General features: G+C 39.2%; 17 protein-coding genes. 7 read left to right on the top strand and 10 right to left on the bottom strand.

The features are described from left to right. Window positions 1-29: 29 nt before the first annotated feature. The 6 genes from serC to BAU15_RS14790 all read left to right on the top strand — a co-directional run bounded on the left by serC (window position 30) and on the right by BAU15_RS14790 (window position 6,354). The gene (gene serC, locus BAU15_RS14815) at window positions 30-1,130 is read left to right on the top strand and encodes a 3-phosphoserine/phosphohydroxythreonine transaminase (protein WP_161843503.1); all 1,101 of its coding nucleotides are present in this window, start codon (window positions 30-32) and stop codon (window positions 1,128-1,130) included. 4 nt (window positions 1,131-1,134) lie between these two features. Further along, window positions 1,135-2,322, top strand: coding sequence for a 3-phosphoglycerate dehydrogenase family protein (locus BAU15_RS14810; protein WP_161843502.1), 1,188 nt, complete (start codon window positions 1,135-1,137; stop codon window positions 2,320-2,322). Next, complete coding sequence (locus tag BAU15_RS14805; RefSeq protein WP_161843501.1) at window positions 2,322-3,566, top strand: DUF1015 domain-containing protein; 1,245 nt, start codon at window positions 2,322-2,324, stop codon at window positions 3,564-3,566. The genes BAU15_RS14810 and BAU15_RS14805 overlap by 1 nt, the downstream gene beginning before the upstream one ends. 430 nt (window positions 3,567-3,996) lie before the next feature. Next, window positions 3,997-4,800 (top strand): glutamate 5-kinase, encoded by an 804-nt coding sequence (gene proB, locus BAU15_RS14800; protein ID WP_161843500.1) that lies wholly within the window; start codon window positions 3,997-3,999, stop codon window positions 4,798-4,800. Next, window positions 4,800-6,044 (top strand): glutamate-5-semialdehyde dehydrogenase, encoded by a 1,245-nt coding sequence (locus BAU15_RS14795; RefSeq protein ID WP_161843499.1) that lies wholly within the window; start codon window positions 4,800-4,802, stop codon window positions 6,042-6,044. Before proB ends, BAU15_RS14795 begins: the two co-directional genes overlap by 1 nt. Next, complete coding sequence (locus BAU15_RS14790) at window positions 6,037-6,354, top strand: hypothetical protein (RefSeq protein WP_161843498.1); 318 nt, start codon at window positions 6,037-6,039, stop codon at window positions 6,352-6,354. The genes BAU15_RS14795 and BAU15_RS14790 overlap by 8 nt, the downstream gene beginning before the upstream one ends. Window positions 6,355-6,884: 530 nt before the next feature. On the opposite strand, the gene BAU15_RS14785 is transcribed toward BAU15_RS14790, so the two are convergent. The 9 genes from BAU15_RS14785 to BAU15_RS14745 form a co-directional block, all read right to left on the bottom strand. Then, window positions 6,885-7,628, bottom strand: coding sequence for an alpha/beta hydrolase (locus tag BAU15_RS14785; protein ID WP_161843497.1), 744 nt, complete (start codon window positions 7,626-7,628; stop codon window positions 6,885-6,887). Between the two features lie 76 nt (window positions 7,629-7,704). Continuing rightward, window positions 7,705-9,726 carry a penicillin-binding protein PBP4(5) gene (pbp4, locus tag BAU15_RS14780; RefSeq protein ID WP_237580211.1) on the bottom strand — a complete coding sequence of 674 codons (2,022 nt, stop codon included), beginning with the start codon at window positions 9,724-9,726 and terminating at the stop codon, window positions 7,705-7,707. Between the two features lie 409 nt (window positions 9,727-10,135). After that, a complete protein-coding gene (locus BAU15_RS14775; protein ID WP_161843495.1) occupies window positions 10,136-11,902 on the bottom strand; it encodes a glycoside hydrolase family 2 protein in 1,767 nt (588 codons plus the stop codon). Between the two features lie 20 nt (window positions 11,903-11,922). Continuing rightward, entirely contained in the window at window positions 11,923-13,890 is a 1,968-nt protein-coding gene (locus tag BAU15_RS14770; protein WP_237580210.1) for a glutaminase domain-containing protein, read from the bottom strand. After that, window positions 13,890-15,704, bottom strand: coding sequence for a glycoside hydrolase family 2 protein (locus tag BAU15_RS14765; protein ID WP_161843494.1), 1,815 nt, complete (start codon window positions 15,702-15,704; stop codon window positions 13,890-13,892). Before BAU15_RS14765 ends, BAU15_RS14770 begins: the two co-directional genes overlap by 1 nt. A 9-nt stretch (window positions 15,705-15,713) precedes the next feature. Then, on the bottom strand, window positions 15,714-16,106 hold the full coding sequence (locus BAU15_RS14760) for a hypothetical protein (RefSeq protein WP_161843493.1): 393 nt from the start codon (window positions 16,104-16,106) through the stop codon (window positions 15,714-15,716). Between the two features lie 7 nt (window positions 16,107-16,113). Beyond that, window positions 16,114-16,953, bottom strand: a complete 840-nt coding sequence (locus BAU15_RS14755) for a carbohydrate ABC transporter permease (RefSeq protein ID WP_161843492.1) — start codon at window positions 16,951-16,953, stop codon at window positions 16,114-16,116. A gap of 11 nt (window positions 16,954-16,964) precedes the next feature. Next, window positions 16,965-17,897 carry a carbohydrate ABC transporter permease gene (locus BAU15_RS14750; RefSeq protein WP_161843491.1) on the bottom strand — a complete coding sequence of 311 codons (933 nt, stop codon included), beginning with the start codon at window positions 17,895-17,897 and terminating at the stop codon, window positions 16,965-16,967. Window positions 17,898-17,901: 4 nt separating this feature from the next. Beyond that, complete coding sequence (locus tag BAU15_RS14745; protein ID WP_161843490.1) at window positions 17,902-19,143, bottom strand: extracellular solute-binding protein; 1,242 nt, start codon at window positions 19,141-19,143, stop codon at window positions 17,902-17,904. A 230-nt stretch (window positions 19,144-19,373) separates the two neighbouring features. Here BAU15_RS14745 and BAU15_RS14740 point away from each other — a divergent pair, with 230 nt between their 5' ends. After that, on the top strand, window positions 19,374-20,279 hold the full coding sequence (locus BAU15_RS14740) for an ArsR/SmtB family transcription factor (protein WP_161843489.1): 906 nt from the start codon (window positions 19,374-19,376) through the stop codon (window positions 20,277-20,279). Window positions 20,280-20,532: 253 nt separating this feature from the next. Here the strand turns inward: BAU15_RS14740 and BAU15_RS14735 are convergent, their stop codons facing one another. After that, complete coding sequence (locus tag BAU15_RS14735; RefSeq protein ID WP_161843488.1) at window positions 20,533-21,408, bottom strand: alpha/beta hydrolase fold domain-containing protein; 876 nt, start codon at window positions 21,406-21,408, stop codon at window positions 20,533-20,535. Between the last annotated feature and the right edge of the window lie 52 nt (window positions 21,409-21,460).

Raw genomic sequence — 21,460 nt, 5'->3', positions numbered from 1 at the left:
AATAATCACAAAAAAGGAGAGATAGATGTATGACAACTGTGTATAATTTTTCAGCTGGCCCTGCCGTTTTACCGAAACCTGTATTGGAAAAAGCAAAATCCGAACTTTTGGATTATCAAAACAGTGGAATGTCCGTTATGGAACTGAGTCATCGATCATCCTTATTTGAAGCTATTATTCAAGATGCGGAGCAATTATTAAGAGAGCTCATGCAAATTCCTGATAACTACCAAGTGTTATTTTTACAAGGTGGGGCAAGCCTTCAATTTACGATGGTGCCGTTAAACCTCGCTCAAAATAAAAAAGCACATTATATTAATACTGGGACATGGTCGAAAAAAGCCATATCCGAAGCGAAGAAGCTGGCGACCGTCGAAGTTGATGTACTGGCGAGTAGCGAAGATAAAAACTTCACCTATATCCCAGAGGTTACTGAAGCAATGATTGATCCAGACGCTGCCTACGTGCATATCACTACGAATAATACAATTGAAGGGACAGCCTTTACCGACTTACCAAACACTGGAAATGTTCCTTTGGTGGCCGATATGTCTTCAAATATCCTAGCCAATGACTACAAGGTCTCTGACTTCGGCGTGATTTATGCCGGTGCGCAAAAAAATATTGGCCCCGCTGGCTTAACTGTCGTTATCATTCGTGACGACTTACTCGGTCTATGCGAAGTGCCAAGCGCCATGCTAGATTACAAATTACAAGCCGACAATCATTCACTCTACAATACGCCACCAACTTACTCAATTTATATTGCCAAGTTAGTTTTTGAATGGATTAAAGAACAAGGTGCGATTGCTGGCATTCTAAAACAAGACCAAGAAAAAGCAGCCTTATTGTATGAAGCAATCGATCGCTCAGCCTTATTCTCAAGTCCCGTCGATCCAGCTTTCCGCTCACTGACAAATATCCCATTTGTAACCGGTGATGAAGCCTTGGACAAAAAATTTGTCGCACAAGCTACCCAACAAGGATTCGAAAATCTTAAAGGCCATCGATTAGTCGGCGGCATGCGTGCGAGTCTCTATAATGCCTTTCCAATAGAAGGCGTCCACGCGCTGATCGATTTTATGCAGACCTTTGAACAAGAATTTACTCAAGAAAATGGGGGAAATTAAGCACATGTATGATATTAAAACCTTTAACGAAATTGCGCCAGAAGGCTTACAGCGCTTCACGGCTGATAAATTCACCATCAATCAAACTGAAAATCCAGTTGGGATCATTTTGCGCAGTCAAAACCTTCACAACTATGACTTTCCAAAATCAGTGCTAGCAATCGCCCGCGCTGGTGCTGGGACCAATAATGTCCCCGTGAAAGACTGTGCTGAAAAAGGCATCGTCGTCTTTAATACGCCTGGCGCTAATGCCAATGCCGTGAAAGAACTCGTCTTAGCTAGCTTACTAGTCTCTGTACGCCCCCTTGTGCAAGGTGCGCAATGGGTTCAAACCTTAGCAGGTGATGACGTCGAAGACCAAGCCGAAGCCAATAAAAAACAATTTGCTGGCCATGAGCTTGAAGGCAAACATCTAGGTGTGATCGGTTTAGGTGCGATCGGTGCCATGGTTGCCAACGACGCCTACCGCCTCGGCATGGAAGTTACAGGTTATGATCCCTTCGTTTCCGTCGATACTGCATGGAGCATTTCGCGCCGGGTCAATCGTGCCACCTCTATAGAGGACATTTTTGCTAACTGTGATTTTATTTCGATTCATATTCCTTTAAATGAAGAGACCCGTCATTTAATAAGTACGCAACAGTTGAAAAAAATGAAGAAAAACGCCGTTCTTTTAAATTTTGCCCGTGGAGAACTCGTTGATACAGCCGCTGTGTTAGAAGCCATCCAGACTGGCGAAATTGCCCGCTATGTGACGGATTTCGCTGACGAGCGCTTATTGCATAACGAACAAATTCTTGTGTTGCCACACTTAGGTGCCTCAACTGAAGAAGCCGAAGTCAATTGCGCCAAAATGGCTGCTAGAACCTTGAAGAAATTTCTAGAAACTGGCGAAATCAAACGCTCAGTTAACTTCCCTGAAGTTGAAATGTCATTTAATTCGCCATACCGTTTCGCAATTATCCATGAAAATGTGCCGAATATGCTGGGTCTCATTTCATCTGGGATTGCTAACTTGGGCATGAATATTGACACGATGATTAACAAAAGTCGAGACGATTATGCCTACACACTAATTGATATTGCTGAAACCGATGAAGAAAAAATTGCCGCTGTCGCTGAAAAAATTCAAAATTCGGATAAAATCATTTATGTCCGGACTATCAAGAATCAGGAAGGAGTGCATTATTAATGGTCGTTGTTCGTCCGTTTAAAGCCATCCGACCAAGCGTCGAGCATGTGGCCGAAGTAGCCACACTGCCCTATGACGTGCTAAATTCTAGCGAAGCCGCTGATTTAGCCAAAGATAATCCTTACTCTTATTTGCACATCGATAAAGCTGAGATTGACTTACCTAGTGACCTTTCGCCTTACGATGAAAAAGTCTATCAAAAAGCCGCTGAAAACTTAGCCGACTTTCTGAAAAAAGGCTGGTTGCAGCAAGAAGCAGCACCAATGCTTTATCTGTATCAACTGACGATGAATGGCCGCAGTCAAACCGGTATTGTCGCCTGTACGTCGATTCAAGATTATGAAACCGGCAAAATTAAAAAACATGAATACACGCGACCAGAAAAAGAAGTCGATCGTATCAAACATATCGATGCCTGCGATGCTAATACTAGCCCAATTTTCCTGACGTATCGAAAAGAAGCTACAATTCAAGACCTAATGGATAACTGGAAAGCACAACACCAAGCCATTTATCAATTTGATAGCTTTCATGATGTGAATCACCAAGTCTGGTGCATCGATGATCCAGCTATTATCCAACAAATTTCAGCATCCTTTGCAGACAACGTGCCTGCCTTATATATCGCAGACGGCCATCATCGGACAGAATCTGCCGTCAAGGTTGGTCAAAAACGTCATCAAGAATTCCCAGATGCGCCTGAAGATGCACCGTTCAATTTCTTCTTATCTGTTATTTTTCCAAAAGAAGAATTAGAAATTCTTGATTATAATCGCGTGCTAAACGTACCCATTCCTGAAGACTTCTTCTCTCGATTAGAAGAAATCTTCACCGTCGAAAAGGTCCCAGAAGGCAAACCGATGGAAGCCAAAACCTTTGGATTATACCTCGATGGCAGCTGGTATAAGCTGACAATCAAAGAAGAACTTGTACCAAATGATCCTGTACAACAATTAGATGTCTCGCTCTTACAAAAAAACGTCTTTGAAGACATCTTTGGTATCATGGACATCCGAACCGACAAACGCATCGACTTCGTCGGCGGCATCCGCGGTATGAAAGAATTAGAAGAATTAGTCGACAGTGGCAAATGGACACTCGCCTTCGCCGTCTATCCAACAACCATGGACAACCTACTAGCCGTCGCAGACGCAGACAAAATCATGCCACCAAAATCAACCTGGTTCGAACCAAAACTATTAAGCGGGTTATTTGTAAACAAGGTTGCGGCAAATGGCGTTTAGGTTCGAGAGATTGGAAGAAACGACGACTCATGCGCTTTTCGCATGTGTTGGCTTTTCTGAAATCTCCGAAGAACCTGCCGGTTGACCACCGTTTATCAAAGGTTGCGCAGACTGCCGATTAGGCTTGAGAGATTGGAAGAGATGGCAGGGAATACGCTCTTCGTATTCTTTGACAGCTCTGAAATCTCCGAAGAGCCTGGCAGCATGCCACCGTGTATCTCAAAAGATTGGGAAAATTCAGATAGAAAATAGTACCTGGTTAACCTAGGTAAAGAGTAGGTAATATACCTCTTTCATTTGAACTAAAAGACTAGTAAACTATAGAAGAATCCTTACACTGTGGGTTTCTTTAATCGTTGTATTGAATAAACAGAAGACTGGGGCATAATTGTGTACCCAGTTTCTTTCTATAACAAGGAGGTGTGCTCAGATGCGCGCACAATTACAGCAGGCAAAACGGATTGTCGTAAAAGTCGGCACGAGTACCTTAATCTACCCAAATGGAAACATTAATTTAGCGGCGATTGACCAGCTAGCCTTTGTCTTAACTGACCTTAGAAATCAGGGGAAAGAAGTCATCCTTGTTTCTTCTGGAGCCATTGGTGTTGGTTTAAATAAGATGAGTTTGAGCAGTCGCCCCGAAACAATCAGAGAACAGCAAGCAGTCGCAGCGGTCGGACAAGCGGAGTTAATGAACATCTATACGCAACGATTTTCGACTTATAGTCAATTGACAGGTCAAATTTTGATGACTCGCGATGTGATTGAATTCCCTACTAGCCGACTAAACGTGACCAATACCATCGAGCAGCTACTGAAAATGGGAATTATCCCGATCGTTAATGAAAATGACACGGTTGCCGTTGATGAGTTGGATCATTTAACCAAATTTGGCGATAATGACCAGCTTTCGGCTATTGTCTCGCAGCTGGTACAAGCGGATGTTTTACTGATGCTTTCAGATATTGATGGATTTTACTCAGATAATCCTCTGAAAAATAAACAAGCGACACTTTATTCACGCATTTCAAAAATTGATGAACAGTTAATGGAGCAGGCTGGCGGCTCAGGCTCAGCTTTCGGAACAGGTGGTATGCAAAGTAAATTACTGGCTGCTGAACGGGTATTAAATAACAATAGTATGATGGTGTTAGCCAATGGGAAACAGCCTAAAATCATCTTTGATATTCTTGCCGGCGAAACAATTGGGACACTATTTAAGGAGGAAAGCTAATGGACTTACAAGTAATGGGAAAGCAAGCAAAAACAAGCGCCCAGACCCTTTCACTGCTATCGACACAGGAAAAAAATCAACTGCTACATAAGATGGCTCAAGCGCTAGAAGCACAGATTCCACAGATATTAAAAGCGAATGAACTGGATTTAGCCAAAGCTGTTGAAAATGGTATTAGTGAAACCATGCAGGACCGACTCCGTTTGACCGAAGAACGCATTATTGAGATGGCTGAGGGGATTCGCCAAGTCATTCAACTAGCTGATCCAATCGGGGAAGTCGAAAAAATGTGGAAAAATGAGGATGGCTTGATGATTGGTCGCCAAAAAGTGCCATTAGGCGTGATTGGTATTATCTATGAATCGCGACCAAATGTCACAACTGATGCTGCAAGTCTTTGTTTCAAAACTGGAAATGCTGTTATTTTACGTGGTGGAAAAGAGGCCTTTCAATCCAATCAAATTTTGGTTGAAATTCTACAAAATTCCTTGCGCGAAAATAATGGACCTGTTGAAGCGATTCAATTTGTCAGCGATACCTCACACGAAGTCGCTAATCAAATGATGCGCCTGACTGATTATCTGGACGTCTTAATCCCTCGCGGTGGCGCTGGATTGATTCGTCGAGTCAAGGAAACGGCGACTGTTCCTGTTATTGAAACAGGGACTGGAAACAATCATGTCTACGTTGATAAAGATGCCCAGCTGCAAATGGCGATTGATATTACGGTCAATGCCAAAGCATCGCGGCCTTCCGTTTGTAATTCGATAGAAACCTTGTTGATTCACGCAGATGTTGCCAAAACCTTCCTACCTTTGATGGAAAAAGCCTTGCTGGAGCAACAGGTAGCGCTTCGTGGTGACGAGCGCGCGTGCGAAATCCTGACGCAAGCAACACCAGCAACCGAAGCTGACTGGGGAACCGAATTTTCTGATTACATTCTTGCGATTAAAGTCGTCGATACACTTGAGGAAGCCATCGCCCACATCAATCGCTACAACACAAAACACTCTGAGGCAATCGTTACAGATAACTACTTTGCTTCTCAAAAATTCCTCAAAGAAGTCGATGCAGCAGCGGTCTACGTCAATGCTTCGACTCGTTTCACCGATGGCTTTGTCTTTGGTTTTGGCGCCGAAATCGGCATCTCAACACAAAAACTACACGCTCGTGGACCGATGGGACTTGAAGAATTAACGTCTACAAAATATATCATTTATGGGGAGGGCCAAATTCGTGAATAGTGACTCATTCAGCCAATTCGTTGGCAACATTAGCATGACAAATGACAATAACCAAAAAGTAGATAGCAATATGACCCTCGATTATGATTGGAAATTGATCACTCATGGATTTGAGGCGAGCGCTTTTCGAAACCTCTCAAACGAAGAGGAGTACATTATTTTGAATAAAGACGACCTAGGCGACCAGAATATTCTCTGCTCATTTAGGCTTTCTGAAACTGTGGTGACCATAACCGCGCTAACTTGGTCAGTCACTGTCCAATGTGATGTCGAAAATAAAGCGATTGTGATTACTTTTGTTGAGAATTGATGAGATAATTTATAGATATTTGCTTGTTTTTATTAGTAAAGTACCTGTAGTATAGACACTTCTTGAAAACCCTTGTATTATTAATTATTTAAGCGTACACTAAGTGAGCATTAGAGAGACATGCTTCAACATGTCTCGCAAGCTAAGTCATTAGCGTTCCCTTTCAGTTGATAGAAAAGCAAAATCTTATGAATGGACGTCACTCCCTTCACAAAAGGCAGCAACCCATTAAACTTCTTAGATTTCGTATATATGCTTATTACTTGTGTATATACACAAACGTCGAATATTTATTTTTAATTTTCAATGCTACAATATTGCAAATTAAAAAGACATGCGCTAACATGTCTTGCAAGCTAAGTCATTAGATGATAGCTGCCTTAAAACTTAAAGATTATGCATCATTAAACCATCCGACTGGCTAAAGTTTTGGATGGTTTTTTTATGTGCTATTCTTATCGCTGTAGAAGCTGACAATAAGCACCGCTAAGACGAAAGCCTCAAGCAAAATAACTGCTCAAGGCTTCTTCTTACTCGATTGTTCCGAGCCATTGGCTGATTGCATCGCCAATCTCTTCTTGTTGTTCAGCGTTGGAAATGGTCGCTTCTTTGTCGCCTTTTTGAGCGCCGTAACTCCCGAAGCCGGCGTGATTTCCACCGTCAATAGACAAGTAGTCTGCTGCCTTCGGTAGGTATTGTTTCGCACGCTCATAGTTGTCCCAGTTCAAGACACCATCATTGGTCGCCGTAATAGACAATACCGGCAAGTCCGTCTCTTTCAATGAGCCTTTCTCATCTGGATAACTCGCTAAAAACAGCATTCCAGCAACCTGCGCTAGATTATTTTTAGCATAGCGACTGGCCATTACACCACCTAATGAATGCCCAGCTAAAACAAATTTACGATCTGGTTGGTCTTCACTCACTTTGTCTGCAATATTCGGTGATAAGACCGCCAAATTAAAGGTCGGATGCATGACATAAACATCGTAGCCAGCTTTAGCTACTTGGGTCGCCCACAGACTGTAACTTTCTGGTGCAACTAAGGCACCTGGGTAAAAAATTACCCCCACTGATTCATCATTTTCGCTGGCATACAAAGTGTAGGACCCTTCATTCTGCGCGGTTTGACTGATTTTTTGTGCTTCATCTGTCGCTTGGTAGGTAGCGAATTTGAGGTAAATACCTACACTACCTATCAGCAAGATAAGAACAACGACCAACCCAATACCTATTTTTTTACCCAGTGATTTTTTCTTGCCCTGACGCTTCATCTCGCCACCCCTAAAAATTTTCTACGTTAAGTTTTCCCTAGTCTTTCTATTATAACAGTCTTTTTCAATCAATTACTCAACTATAATGCTCATTCAAATACGCCAATAGGTCACTGGACCGGCTGGTTGTTGAGTCATTTTCTTGTCGGTCTTCTAATAAACTTACATACAGATAACCTGATGTATCCGGATTAAAGGCAAATAAGAAGCTATTTTCTTGGCCTTTTGTATCTTGTTTTGTCTTAATTTCAGCTGTTCCTGTTTTGGCAGCCAACGGAATTCCTAACGCACTCAATGAATGAGCCGTGCCATTTTCATCTGTGACAACAGCCTTTAAGTCATCCACAATCTGATTGACTGTGCCCTCTGACAGAATATCTGCCTTCGTTTTCGTTTCTTTGTCCATCAATAATTTAGGATAAACCAAGGTTCCTTTGTTAGCAAATACTGAGTACATCGCACTTTGCTGGATCGGGTTCACCAATAATTCGCCTTGCCCATAGCCTGTATCCGCCAATAAAATTTCTGAATTGAAAGTATCCTCATTTGAAATTTGAGCTGGTGTCATGGCAATCGGCAAATCTAATTCTTCACCAAAAATGAATTTACTCAAGCCTGCGCGGAACGTTTTTTCTCCCATCGCTAAAGTTGCTTGCGCCATATAAATATTATCTGAATTGACTAAAGCGCTGCGCAAATTAACTGGTGAAGCTTCCGCCACCCGCGTCACAAAATAATCGCCCCACGAAGCATCTTTTTGCCACTTCAACCCATCAATCGCAACCTCTTTTGCAGGATCCAGCGTCTGACTATCTAAGCCAATCCCCGCCGTAATCGTTTTAAATGTCGAACCAGGCGCGTAGCCAGTAGCGAAACGATTGATGAAAGGTAAGTTTTTATCATTTTGATACGCATCATAATCTTTTTGAGAGATCCCCTGAGTCATCGCATTCGGATCAAAACTTGGTGAACTCGTCACGGCCAATAAGTCCCCTGTTTTCGGCTGGGCTACCACATTGGCACCTTTATCATTTGCCAGCTCATCGAACGCTAGCTGTTGCACTTCTTGATCGATGGTCAATTGAATCGTTGTCCCGTCTTTTTTCTCAACTTCTTGGACGACTGATTTTTCTTCGCCATCCTTTGAGGTAATCACGATCTTCCCACCATTTTGACCACGTAATTCTTTATCAAGGGCCATTTCTAACCCTGAACGGCCAATTACACCATCAGTACTCAATTCCGGATTTTTTTCTAAATCCTCCGCCGTCACCGATCCAACATAGCCAATCAGGTGAGCCGCCGCTTCTTTGAGTGGGTAATACCTAGCGGTTACCTCCTGCAAGGTAGCCCCATCAGGAATATTTTCTGGTCGACTATCAAGAATTTTTAACGGTACAAAATAATCTGGCTGGACCCAACTTTGCTCCATAGCCTGCGTAATTTCTTTTTCCGTTAACGAAAATTCTTCGGCAATTGCCTTGATTTTTTTTGTTTTTTCATCGCCCTCACCCAGTGCGCTAGGAACCACACCAAGCTGATTTAACCGTGCATTTTGAGCTAATTTATTGTTATTTCTATCCGTGATTTCCCCACGAACTGCCTCAGTCAAAGCGTAGCTAACCTTGTCCTCTTTTTCCATCTCAGGAAAAATTAAATTTGGCTGCCACTTCACCTTATAATCATCGCCTTCTTTCACCAAGCTTCCTTTATAACTCTGAGGTGCTAGCTCACCTAAAGGCGTCGTCATCTGCATTTGATAGGTAAATTGAACTGTTTGATCCTTTTTGACCGTCTTTACATCAGAAATTTTGAGCGATTGCGCCGAGATACCCGTAAAAACTGTTTGATATTTTTCTACAACCTCTTTCGGCTTGTAACCACTATCCTTCGCTGAATCCTTAGATACTAGCTTCTCCAACTTTTCAAAATCTTCCTTTTCGATTGCCTGAGTAAACTGAGTAATCGCTGTTTGACTGGCCTTCTCATTCTGATCTTTTTGGTACCACACGAACCCCGCGCCACCAGCTGCAATCAATACAACCAACGCTGCGCCAATCAACCAAGGTCCTTTCGATCGTTTTGGTTTTCTATTCATAGATCTTCTATCCATTGGTTTACTTTCTCCTTCTTCGCCTTTCATATACACTCTTTTCCGAGATGATTCGCTCATCCCTCGCCCTGAAAAAAATACATTCATTCTTTTCCGGACTATTCTCAAAATTATGACATAACTTCACTCTACAGTGTAATAAACAACGAGTGTATTTGAAAGTACAAAGCCTTTTATGTAATGATTTCTTAACTAGGGGAGGTTATTGACCGAGCCTATTTCCTAGTTGTGGGTCTTCCCGGAAATGTCTACGAGAACCGTTCGATAAAACAAGTAGTTTGAATTTATTCCCTAATACGTATGCAAGGCTTAAGAAAAATACTTTCTAAGATAGCAAAAAGGTATCGAAATATATTGATTTCGATACCTTTTTCAGTTAAATTATTTCTTTGATTTATTTCATCCGACGTTCATTTATTTTGCGAACCTCTTCTGCAGGTACTTTAAACTCTCGGTCAGGATTTAACAAGCCATTTACTTCTTGTTCTACATCTGTTAATTGCGTGTAGCAATACCCAGAAATATACGAAGTTTTTTGAATAGCCTCATGTATCAAATCAAACCGTTTCATGAACTCTTCATTATTTTTTACTTGATTACCATATCCCCAATTCTCTTTTTCATCTGTTGAAAAAGCGATACCACCAAATTCTGATATGATGATTGGTTGTCCTTGATATTCATAACCTTCAGCAAAAGCAAACCAGTCATTGTTAAACATAATTTCACCAGATGTGACTTTATCTCTGTCAGCATACCGTTCGGTAAATAACTTGCCAAATTCCTCATAGTCATGCAGTGTTAATATGTCTGAAATCGTATGTTCCCATCCATCATTCGTAACCACTGGTCGATTACTGTCAAAGGCTTTTGTTAGATGATAAATTCCTTCAGTAAGTTGCTGAGGCTTCACTAGATTAACTATTCCGTTAATCCCCCATGATTCATTGAAAGGTACCCATGTAATAACACAAGGGTGATTATAATGCTGTTTTACTACCTGCATCCATTCCTGAGTCAGGTTTTCTATAGCTAAATCATTAAAGACATAAGTCGATGGCATTTCAGCCCAGACTAATAGCCCTAGCTTATCGCACAAATACATATATCGCTCGTCTTCAATCTTTTGATGTTTCCGAACACCGTTATAACCTAGATCTTTAATTCTCTGTACATCAACTTTTAGCGCTTCAACTGAAGGTGGCGTAAGTCCTGATTCAGCCCAATAACCCTGATCCAGAATTAAGCGTTGATATAGTTTTTCATTATTTAACAAGACGTGCCCATTCTCTATAGAAATTTTTCTCATACCAAAATAAGAAAATACTTCATCTAGTTGATTCCCTTTTTCATCGTATAAAACAAAACGAATATCATATAAATCTGGCAGCTGTGGCAACCATTTTTTAGTTCCCCAATTCGAATCAGATCTTACTCGAGTATCCATCTTAATCGGCGTCATTTCATGAACGAATGAGCCCTTGTAATAGCTCACAAATTCACCATCAAATTCAACTGTTGCTTCCAAAAAATAAGCTGGTTGTGTAGTTCCGACTAATTGATTTTGCAAAATAGGTTCTAGAATAATACAATTATCATCCAAGTCGGGCGTCATTTTTACTGCCGCTAGTCTTTGAGACTGAGCCTTCTCTAGCCAAACCGACTTCCAAATGCCTGTATTACCAATATACCAACAACCAAAACGACCTTCTTTCCAAGTTTGCTTACCTCTTGGTTGTTCATTGGCTAAAGAATCTTGCACCCGAACGACCAATTGATTAGAGCCTGAAACTGCAAAGTTCTCTAGATCAAGACTAAAACGGGTATAGCCTCCAGTATGCGTGCCGATTTGGACACCATTTAGCCAAACTTCAGCATGATAGTCTACTCCCTCAAAATTTAGGACATAATCACTATCATCCAAAATAAGTTCCCGCTGATACCAGACAACTTTATGTTGTTCATAGCGTTCTATTCCACTTAATTTTGTTTCATAAGTAAAAGGTACATTGATTTTGATTGATTCTGGCAAACCATTGAACCATTTTTCCTTTAATCCGATTTGATTGTCATCAAAAGCAAAATCCCATTCACCATCCAACAGTTGCCAATCTTTTCGAATGAATTGTGGTCTTGGATGCATTTGTCGATTTAGCGTCATTCTTTCATCCTACTTTCTCATTATTTATCAGAAGTCATTATTTTTTGTTTTAGTAAAGGCATAAATGATGCACCAACTACGCTGCGGTTTTTGAAATTCATTTGTCGTCCCGAAATTGTGTCATACCAGTCAGAAAAAGGAACTCTAGTTTCTGTTTCTTTAATGTATGCAGCAATCGGAGCAAGCATTTCCTCTGCTAATTGCGCATCTTCAGTGAGTACAGATACCCAAATAATCCAATCTGCTTTTGTATAACTTTCACGATTATCTAATGGAATTCCATAACGATTAGCCTTGCCAGCGTATGTTTGAAGTTCCTGATCAATTAATTCTTTAGGAAATAAGTCCAAATCGAATAAATAATCCCAGACAATATTATATTTCATACTCCAAGAATCCTCTTGGTTAAAAGCAAGTCGAGTGTGCCCATTTTCTTTAGCCATTTCTTGCCAAACATCTGCCATTTTTTTTGCTGTTTTAATGTAATCTTCTCCTTGAGCATCACCATTTTTTTCCAAGGCTTTACCTAATAGCGCTAAAGCGACGATTGCTTTTAAAGACAAATTGGCATTTTGAGCAAGGTGACCAGCAAAATCATCCGTACATAGCTGATTTTCAGGATTTTGTCCCCAACGCTCTAAATAGCTTGCCCATTTTAAATTTCTAGTTAAATACTTGTTGAAAAAGTTTTTATCATCATGGAGAAGATAAAGTACCGAGCTTAAAATAATCATATTACCTGACTCTTCAATCGGCATTTGCTCCTTATCTCGATAAACGTCTTGCCCCTTTGGTAAGGTATAGATATCAAAAATAGTATCTCTCGCTTTAGGAGCCAATCCATCGACTGCTCCCTCATGGAAGTTCGTTCCATACAACTGCCCAGTAGCATAAGGATAGCGACCTATATCATGTGGAGCAAAATCATACTCCCAAACATCCAACTCTGCGAATCGATAAACGCCTCTTAACATGCCTTTTATTAACTCAGGCTGATACAAGAAATATAACGGAGCAGAAGGATAGCTAATATCAACCGTTCCAATACAACCATTGGAACTACATTCTTTAGACAAGAAGATGATCTCGCCCTCTTCATCGCGTATCAATTTATGCGCACAGATACTTTGTCGATAAGACATTGTGGTGATAAGCTCTAATGACTCACCGCCTGCAAGGCGTACTTGCTTTTGGATGGTCTCATCAATCTGGCAACAATTTTGGTAATTTTCTTCTAGTTGAGTTAAATAGTTCTCTAGAAGTTCCACCATACTCGTATATTTTTCTCTCCATAAAGCAGGTCGATAGTGACCGAAATACTGTATGGAAACAATATCATCATAAGCAATCAAAAATTTAGTTTGCGAATCTAAAGGATAACTTACTGTTAACATTTCCAGATTCTTATTTGCTTTGATCTGTTGATCTGTTGTAGCGGCGATATAAAGATAGCCCCAATCAATATCAATCAAATCACCGGTAGAATTCAAAGGAGTCTGTTTTGCTTTTCCCATCCAAACAATATCGCTTTTTTCTGTTTTTACATGACGCCAATTCATATCTGCTTCAATCGTTGTATCACAGCAAATTTTTTCACTAAATTGCCAAGTTACGTTTACTTGCAGATCTGGTTGTTTCTTTGTTAAATTGGTTGTAATAATTGTGACTGGCTCAGATATTTTTTGCAAATCTTGTAAATCTAGATTTGTCGAAAAAATTACTTCCAAACAAATGAGTTCATTCTCAAATTGATAAATTGTCTGAGTAGGCGTAATTTCTAAATTTGTTTGAGGTATTTCAGGAATGAGTAAATCATCTCCCATAAATCTGAACGTCGTATCATTCACTTGAATAAAACCACGAACTGGCATCTCTTTTCCGGTCCAGCTTTGAGTATCTGTATCATAAAGACAATCTGCTGGTGACCAAATTGAAAAGTAGGGATCACTTAATATCAGCGGAACTGATGCAACACGGTTAACTTTCACTATAACTTCTCTCCTCGTTTGTTTATCGTATCAGGATGCCATAAATCATTTATTTCCTTTAAGGCTCCTATTGAACACTTTGGCTCGCGTTCAGCTGTTAGCAGTCCGTTTTGCTCCTGCTCAACATCCGTAAGTTGGGTATAACAAAATCCATTCAATACTTCAGAAGCATAGACTGCTTCCATTATTCGTCGATAGTCAGCTAGGAATTCTTCTTGAGAACTGACATTAGTATAGCCCCAGCCTTCTTTCTCTTTAGTGTAGCTAACCCCACCAAATTCAGTTAATAGAATAGGCGCGCCATTATCGATAAACCCTGGACAATAAATCTTTCGACGATTTGGTTCTGAACCTAAAACATTTTCACGCGTTCTTAAAGATTCAACAAAGTGATGGTATTTCTCTTTCTCCTCTTTATTTCCATGAACATAACTATGAACAGCGCATATATCCGTTTCGGTCATTTCCCAACCATCATTAGAAATTACCAATCGAGTGGTGTCTAGTGAATGGATTAGGTGATAAATTGACTGAGAAAAATGTTGTTGTTGTCGGCTAAAACTAATTTCTGGAACGCCCCAACTTTCATTAATTGGAACCCAGGTAAGAATTGACGGATGATTATAATCTCTTGAAATAATTTCCATCCATTCAACTGTCAGACGTTCAACACCTAGTCTTGAAAAAACTGATGGCGAAGCACATTCTCCCCAAACAACAAATCCCAATCGGTCAGCCCAATATAAAAATCTTGGATCTTCGACCTTTTGATGTTTCCGACACCCGTTAAAGCCCATTTTTTTTGCCAACTCAATATCACGAATAAAATCTTCATCCGTTTTAGCGGTCATTAATGTTTCGGGCCAATAGCCTTGATCTAAAATTAATTTCTGGTAAAACGGTCGATTATTCAAGTGGACCATACCATCCTGAACATGAATTTTTCTTAACCCAAAATAGGTATCCACTGAATCTAAAATATGGTGATTTTCATTCAAGACCTCAATTTTCACATCATATAAATTAGGCGTGTCTGGTGTCCATGTCCAACCTGAACCATGAAAGTCACTGCGATCCGCTTCATGATTAAATAGATAAAAACTATTTTTTACTGCACTATCATGAATTTTTTGATCAGATTCTATCAATACTTTATCACCATATGAAATTACCGTTTTAAGTGTTTTCCCTTGAATATTTCCAGAAAAATCATAAGCTATTTGTATGCTCCCATTATCTAAATCACTAGTGAAAAATACGTTATCCAACGATACATCATTACAAAGAGGTTCCAACCAAACTGTTTGCCAAATACCAGTGGTGCGAGTGTACCAGATTGCTGCCGATTGCTCATGCCAATATTGTTTCCCTCTAGGGATTCGTTCATCTTTTGAAGGATCAAACACACACAGTGTTATTTGATCCTCTTGGAAGGTTACATACTGCGTTATATCAAATGAAAATGAGGTATGTCCGCCAATATGTTCTCCTACAAATTGTCCATTCACATACAGTGAAGTTTGATAATCAACGGCACCAAAATGTAAAATAATTTTTTTGTCTTTCCAGTCCTTAGGTATTTCAAAATCTCGTTTATACCATACAACATCATGAAAGCCAGTATCTTCTATTCCACTAGCCTTGGACTGAAAAACAAACGGTACTTCAATAACATCTGATAAATTAAAGGGTTGTAAATACCAGCCTTCTTGCTTTCCTACTTGTTGATCATCAAAACTAAATTGCCACGTTCCATTTAAATTTACCCAATCGTTTCTTTTGAACTGTGGTCTTGGATATTCCTCTCTATACATGCCAAACTCCTAACTATGGCTTAATTTTATTGCTTTATTTTTAGCTAAACACAGAAATCCTGCAATAATATATACAATAGCGCTAATAGCATCTGTCACTAAATAACTTAATAAGCCAACAACTACGAACCATGCAGGTATTTTAACGCTCACTTCATTGTCGATAATTCTCCAACTTAAGTATAAATTCAAAACACCTAATAGAATAAATAGTAGCCCATAAGTCATAACAAACGTGTTAAGATTCTCAGATAAAAAATTCGATCCTTTATTTTGTTCTGTCATACCCATCAAAGCGCTGTTACGAATCCAAGGACTATAAAAAAACAAGGTAATCACACCATTGATGATGTTCCAAGTAGCTCCGATACGTACCAAAATCCGTTCATTCTTCCGATTCATGACACATCTATCCTTTCACACCTGTTGATAAAGACATTGATTCCATAAAATACTTTTGAGCAAAGAGAAATAATAAAAAGGTTGGGACTAAAGCCAATACTGCTGAAGACATTAAACTTCCCACTTTTATATAATCACCATAGATGCCTTTAAGCAGTTGTAACCCAGCGGTCACAGTCATCTTGTCGATATCGTTAAATACAATGGATGGCCATAGAAAATCGTTCCATGAACCAGTGAAAGTAAATAATGCGACAACGGTAAGGATTGGCTTTATCAAAGGCAAAATAACTCTCGAATAGATTGTAAAATCACTTGCTCCATCCATCTTAGCTGACTCATCATATTCCATCGGTATGCCTAGCATAAATTGGCGAACAAGGAATATATTAGCGACGCCGCCTAGCCCTGGTACAATACAAGACCAAACAGTATTTACCCAGCCCAAACTATCAACGATTTTATACGTAGGAATAATATTCACTACCGAAGGAAACATTGATGCTGACATCAATACCCAAAATAAAAGATCTCTTCCTTTAAATTTAATTCTTGTATAGCCATAAGAGGCCAAGGAGACAATAATTAACACTAAAACTGTATGCGTAACTGAGATAATAATTGAATTCACGTACCATTTTAGCATTGGCGCATTTGTCGTATTTGATAAAACTTCAACATAATTACCCAAGGTCCAATGGATGGGTAACAATTTAAACCCAACGGCGCTTATTTCTGTTTCAGACTTGAATGATGTAAAAATACCAAATATCAATGGAACTACCCATATTACGGTCAATGCAATCAGGAATATATAAGCTACTGTTTTCGACTTTGTTAACTTCATTCTTATTCCCCCTATCCTTTCGTTGAATCTCTATTAAGTAAAACAAATTGAAATGCCGAAATTATAACCATAACAATTCCTAATAGTACAGCCATTGCGGATGCCATACCCGCTACTGATTGACCACTTCCGAAGGCAAGATTTCGTATATACATCATTAATACCGTAGTAGACTGGGTAGGCCCACCATTCGTCAACATCACCGGCTGTCCGTATATATTAAAGCTACCTATTGTTGTCATTACAAAGGTATAAAGCAACTGGAATTTAATTGATGGTAAGGTAATACTAAAAAATTTTCGGAACGATCCTGCACCATCAATATCTGCCGCTTCATATAAATCTCTGGAAATTCCATTGAGTGCCGCTCGGTAAATGACCATGTTTCCACCGACTCCCCACCAAATAGAAACTACTAAAATAACAATCCATGCATATGGCTGCTCTGTAAACCAATTGGCATTTGAACCAAAAACATTACTAATTGGTCCTAATCGTTTGTTAAATACGAGCATCCAAATAATCGAAACTGCTGAAATAGAGAACAAACCAGGAACATAAAATATTGACTGAAATAAAGTAACTCCTTTTGGTTTTGCATTTAAAGCCAATGCAATTAACAAAGGAAATACAATGAAACAAGGTACGCTGATCACAACATAGATCAGCGTATTTTTTAAACCACTAAAGAATTGCGTGTGAAATGTAGAAGAAGTATTAAATAAAATTTCTTTATAATTTTGTAAACCTACAAAGTTGGCAGTTCCAACCATATCCCATTGTGTCAAGGAGATATAGATCCCGTATACTAACGGGATCATACCAAATATCAAAAACAGTAATAAATGTGGTCCGACATAAATCCATGGTCTAAGTCTAGAATTATTCGTTCTACCTGTTCTGGATTTTTTTTCCTTACCTTTTTCCTTTACTACACTATTCATCATATTAGATACCCTCTTTTAACTTATCCTCAGCTTGTTTCTGAGCATCTTCAAGTCCTTTATCAATTTCAATTCGACCATAAATCATATCTCTAACATAGGTTCCAAGAGCGTCAAGTGTGATTCCATTATTTTTAAAATTATAAATCTTAAGTGAATCTAGTTCTTTTTCATTACTAACTAAATAAGATTGAGGGTATTTACTATATCCTTCATCTTCAAAAATAACTCGACTAGCTGGGTTTTGGCCTGATTCTGCCCAGATTTCAGAATTTTTTCTAACATGTTCAAGGAATGCACCAATTGCTTCAATCACTTCAGGTGAACGTTCTTTTTTCAACAATCCAAATTGATGTGATGAAGTCCAGTTTGAAATTTTATCAGGTGAAAATGCAGGAGTATTAGTAATTCCCCAATTTAAGTCTTTGATTTCTTTATGACCAGCAATACCCCACGTTCCATCTTGGAAGAAAACTGCTTGTCCTGATTGGAACAGTTGAACAGGGTCATCACCATCTTCTTGACAAGCGCCAATATCTACAAAATGTTTCCATGTTTCAATGGCTTTTTTCATCTCAGGAGTATTTAAATTAGGCATACCATCTTTTTCAATAGATCCACCTAACTCTGTAGTAAATGATAACGATGTCCACGATTCCAGATTTACTGGATAGGTGATGATGTTATCCTTTTTTGCTTTTTCCGTAACTTCTTCAATTTCTTGTACTGTGATTACTTCATCATCTAACACATTAGGTCCATATTTTTCTAGAAGATCCTTATTATAGAAAACAGGAGATGAATGTACATCTAAAGGTATCGTATAACGAGTCCCATCTACTTCACCAGAATCCCATGCTTGTGCAATATAATTATCTTCATTTAAATTCTTTTGTCCTTTAATGACATCTGTCATTGGATCAATTACACCTTGAGACTGGAATAGTTCTACCCGCTCTACGTGCATTACTGTTAAATCTGGTACATCTTTATCTTTTTTTGAATTCATAACTGTGTTAATTTTTGTATACATTTCAGGAACAGTTACATTTTTAATTGTATATTCTGGATCTGTTTCGTTGTATGAATCGACAATCTTTTGGAAATACTCGCCATCTTTACCTGTAAAAGGGTTCCATAGAGTCACTTCTTTTTTTGCAGAACCGCATCCAGCTAATAAGAAACCAACTGCTAATAAACCTATACCCATACCCAGTGACCGTTTTACAATTCTTTTCATTAACATAAACATTTCCCCTAACCTAAAATTTTATTGACTAAATGGTTAATCAAGTGCTAAAATGATTGTGAATTTAACTGTTTAATCAATAAAGAAATAATATCAGCGATTGTAAGCGTAGTCAATGTTATATTGTAAATCTTAATACGGTTGACGGTTAAGTAAACCAAAAGAGAAATATAAATCAAATTTTCGATTACATTTTACTATTTAGTAAACAAAAGGAGGTAATCCATATGAGGATAGACACGACTAGAGACTCACTACCAATTTTTCAAGCGCTAGCAAACGAGACTCGACTTTCGATTATTCAGCTTCTTGGTAACCACGAAATGAATATTGGTGAATTAGCAGCGCGATTGCGGATAAGTAATGCTATGGTCACTAGGCACATAAAACAACTAGAAGAATGTGGCATTGTAAAAACTCGGCGATCTCCAGGCAAGTCTGGGCTACAAAAACTGGCATCTCTAGGGGTAGATAATATCGGAATCGATTTCCCAGAAAAGATTTTTCCCAATTATCGGAAATATGAGACTGAGGTAAAAATTGGCCACTTTACTGATTTCAGCGTCGAGCCGACTTGTGGCCTAACTAGTAAAGATAGTTTCATAGGGATGGGGGATCAACCACGCTCATTTCTCGATACAAACCGAGTGGATGCTGAGTTAGTTTGGTTAAGCAAAGGGTATCTTGAATATAAGGTTCCAAATCAAATCCAACCTAAAGATCATCTCGAGCTTCTTGAAATTAGTTTTGAAATCTCTTCAGAGTTTCCTATTTCGAATAACACTTGGCCTAGTGATATTACGTATTACATTAATCAACACAAGATTGGTGTAGATACTGTTTCCGGTAATTACTCAGATGTCAGAGGACGTTTGACTCCTAGTTGGTGGCCGGATACCTGTAGTCAATACGGAGAAAGAAAACATATTCGAGTAGATCGATTTGACTCTAGTATTGGAGGGATTCCCACTTCAAATCTAAATATTCATGAGCTAGGGTTGGAGAACTCGGATTTCTTTACACTACGGATCGCTTCAGAAGAAATCTCAAAAAATGTTGGTGGATTAACACTTTTCGGCGAATTTTGGGGAAATTATCCTCAACATATTAAAGTGTATACCTATGTTTCTTAATAAAAATGCACCTAGCTAAGTTTAATTTGGGTAGGTGCTTTTTTTCTCTTTTAAGTAGAAAAAGACAATATCTAGGCACGTAAATAACGTACAAAGATATTGTCTTCAACTTAATAAAACTGAAAATCTTGAAATAAACTATTCTTTCCAAAAATAATCCCATAGGTTAGATTATTTTCTTTCCATTATTCGGTCAACTTTCCTCTTAGTTATCTAAACTACACTCGTTCCCCACACTTATCTATCTCTCAACTCAAGCTCCAAAAAACTGCCCTATCTGATCGACATACTGCACCGATTCTCTCAAAGGATAGACCACAAAATCGTGCATCATATCTGGTACAATCGTCGCTTGAAGATTGGTCCCCGTCGATTGTTGGATTTTTTGTTGCAAACGAAGAACGTCTGGATACAAAATTTCAGCTGTCCCTGCAATCACTAATAAATAGCCAAGAAAATCGAAGTTTCCATACAAGGGAGACACTCTCGGATCATCTAATGCCCATTCCCCAGCATAGTTTTTACCAGCCTTCGCCAATAATTCTTTCTCCAACAGAACATCCGCTTCTTGTAATTCGTCTGAACGAGGGTCACTCAAAGAAATATCCAGCCAAGGAGACACTAACGCGATTCGTCGTGGTCTACGTTTGACTTCTTTATCTCGCAACCGTTGCGCTAGCGCAGTTGCCAATCCTCCACCTGCGGAATCCCCAAACAAATAAAATAAATCATCTGGATACAACTCTTGTAATCGCTCAAAAGCCTCTTCCGTTGTCTCTATTGTTTGCTTTGCCGTATTTTCAGGCGCCAATGGATAGTCAAAATAACTCACCTTCAGATTGAATTTCTTAGCAAATCGTTCTTGAATGTCTTTGTGGAATGGTGAAGCCTCCAAAGAGTAGCCACCCCCATGCAAATAAAGAACGTGTTTTTGCGTCGGCTGATCAGGCAACAATGTTAGTAGCTCATGTGTCCCCAATTTTTGATAGACGATATTTAGATCCGTTCTTTCTAGCTGTTTTTTAGTTATATTTCGACGTTTTGGGGGCGAAACCATCGCTTTACCCACCAATTTTTTCATATTCACAATTTTAAAGACCTGTTTGACAAAATTAGCTGAATAGCGCATAGGCGCCTCCTTTTTTATGTACGATAGAGTATTCCACGAACCTGATTTAATA

The organism is Candidatus Enterococcus huntleyi (assembly GCF_009933175.1).
Lineage (GTDB): Bacteria > Bacillota > Bacilli > Lactobacillales > Enterococcaceae > Enterococcus_K > Enterococcus_K huntleyi.
Note: the sequence above shows the minus strand (reverse complement) of the source record. Positions and strands in the feature narration are given on the sequence as shown.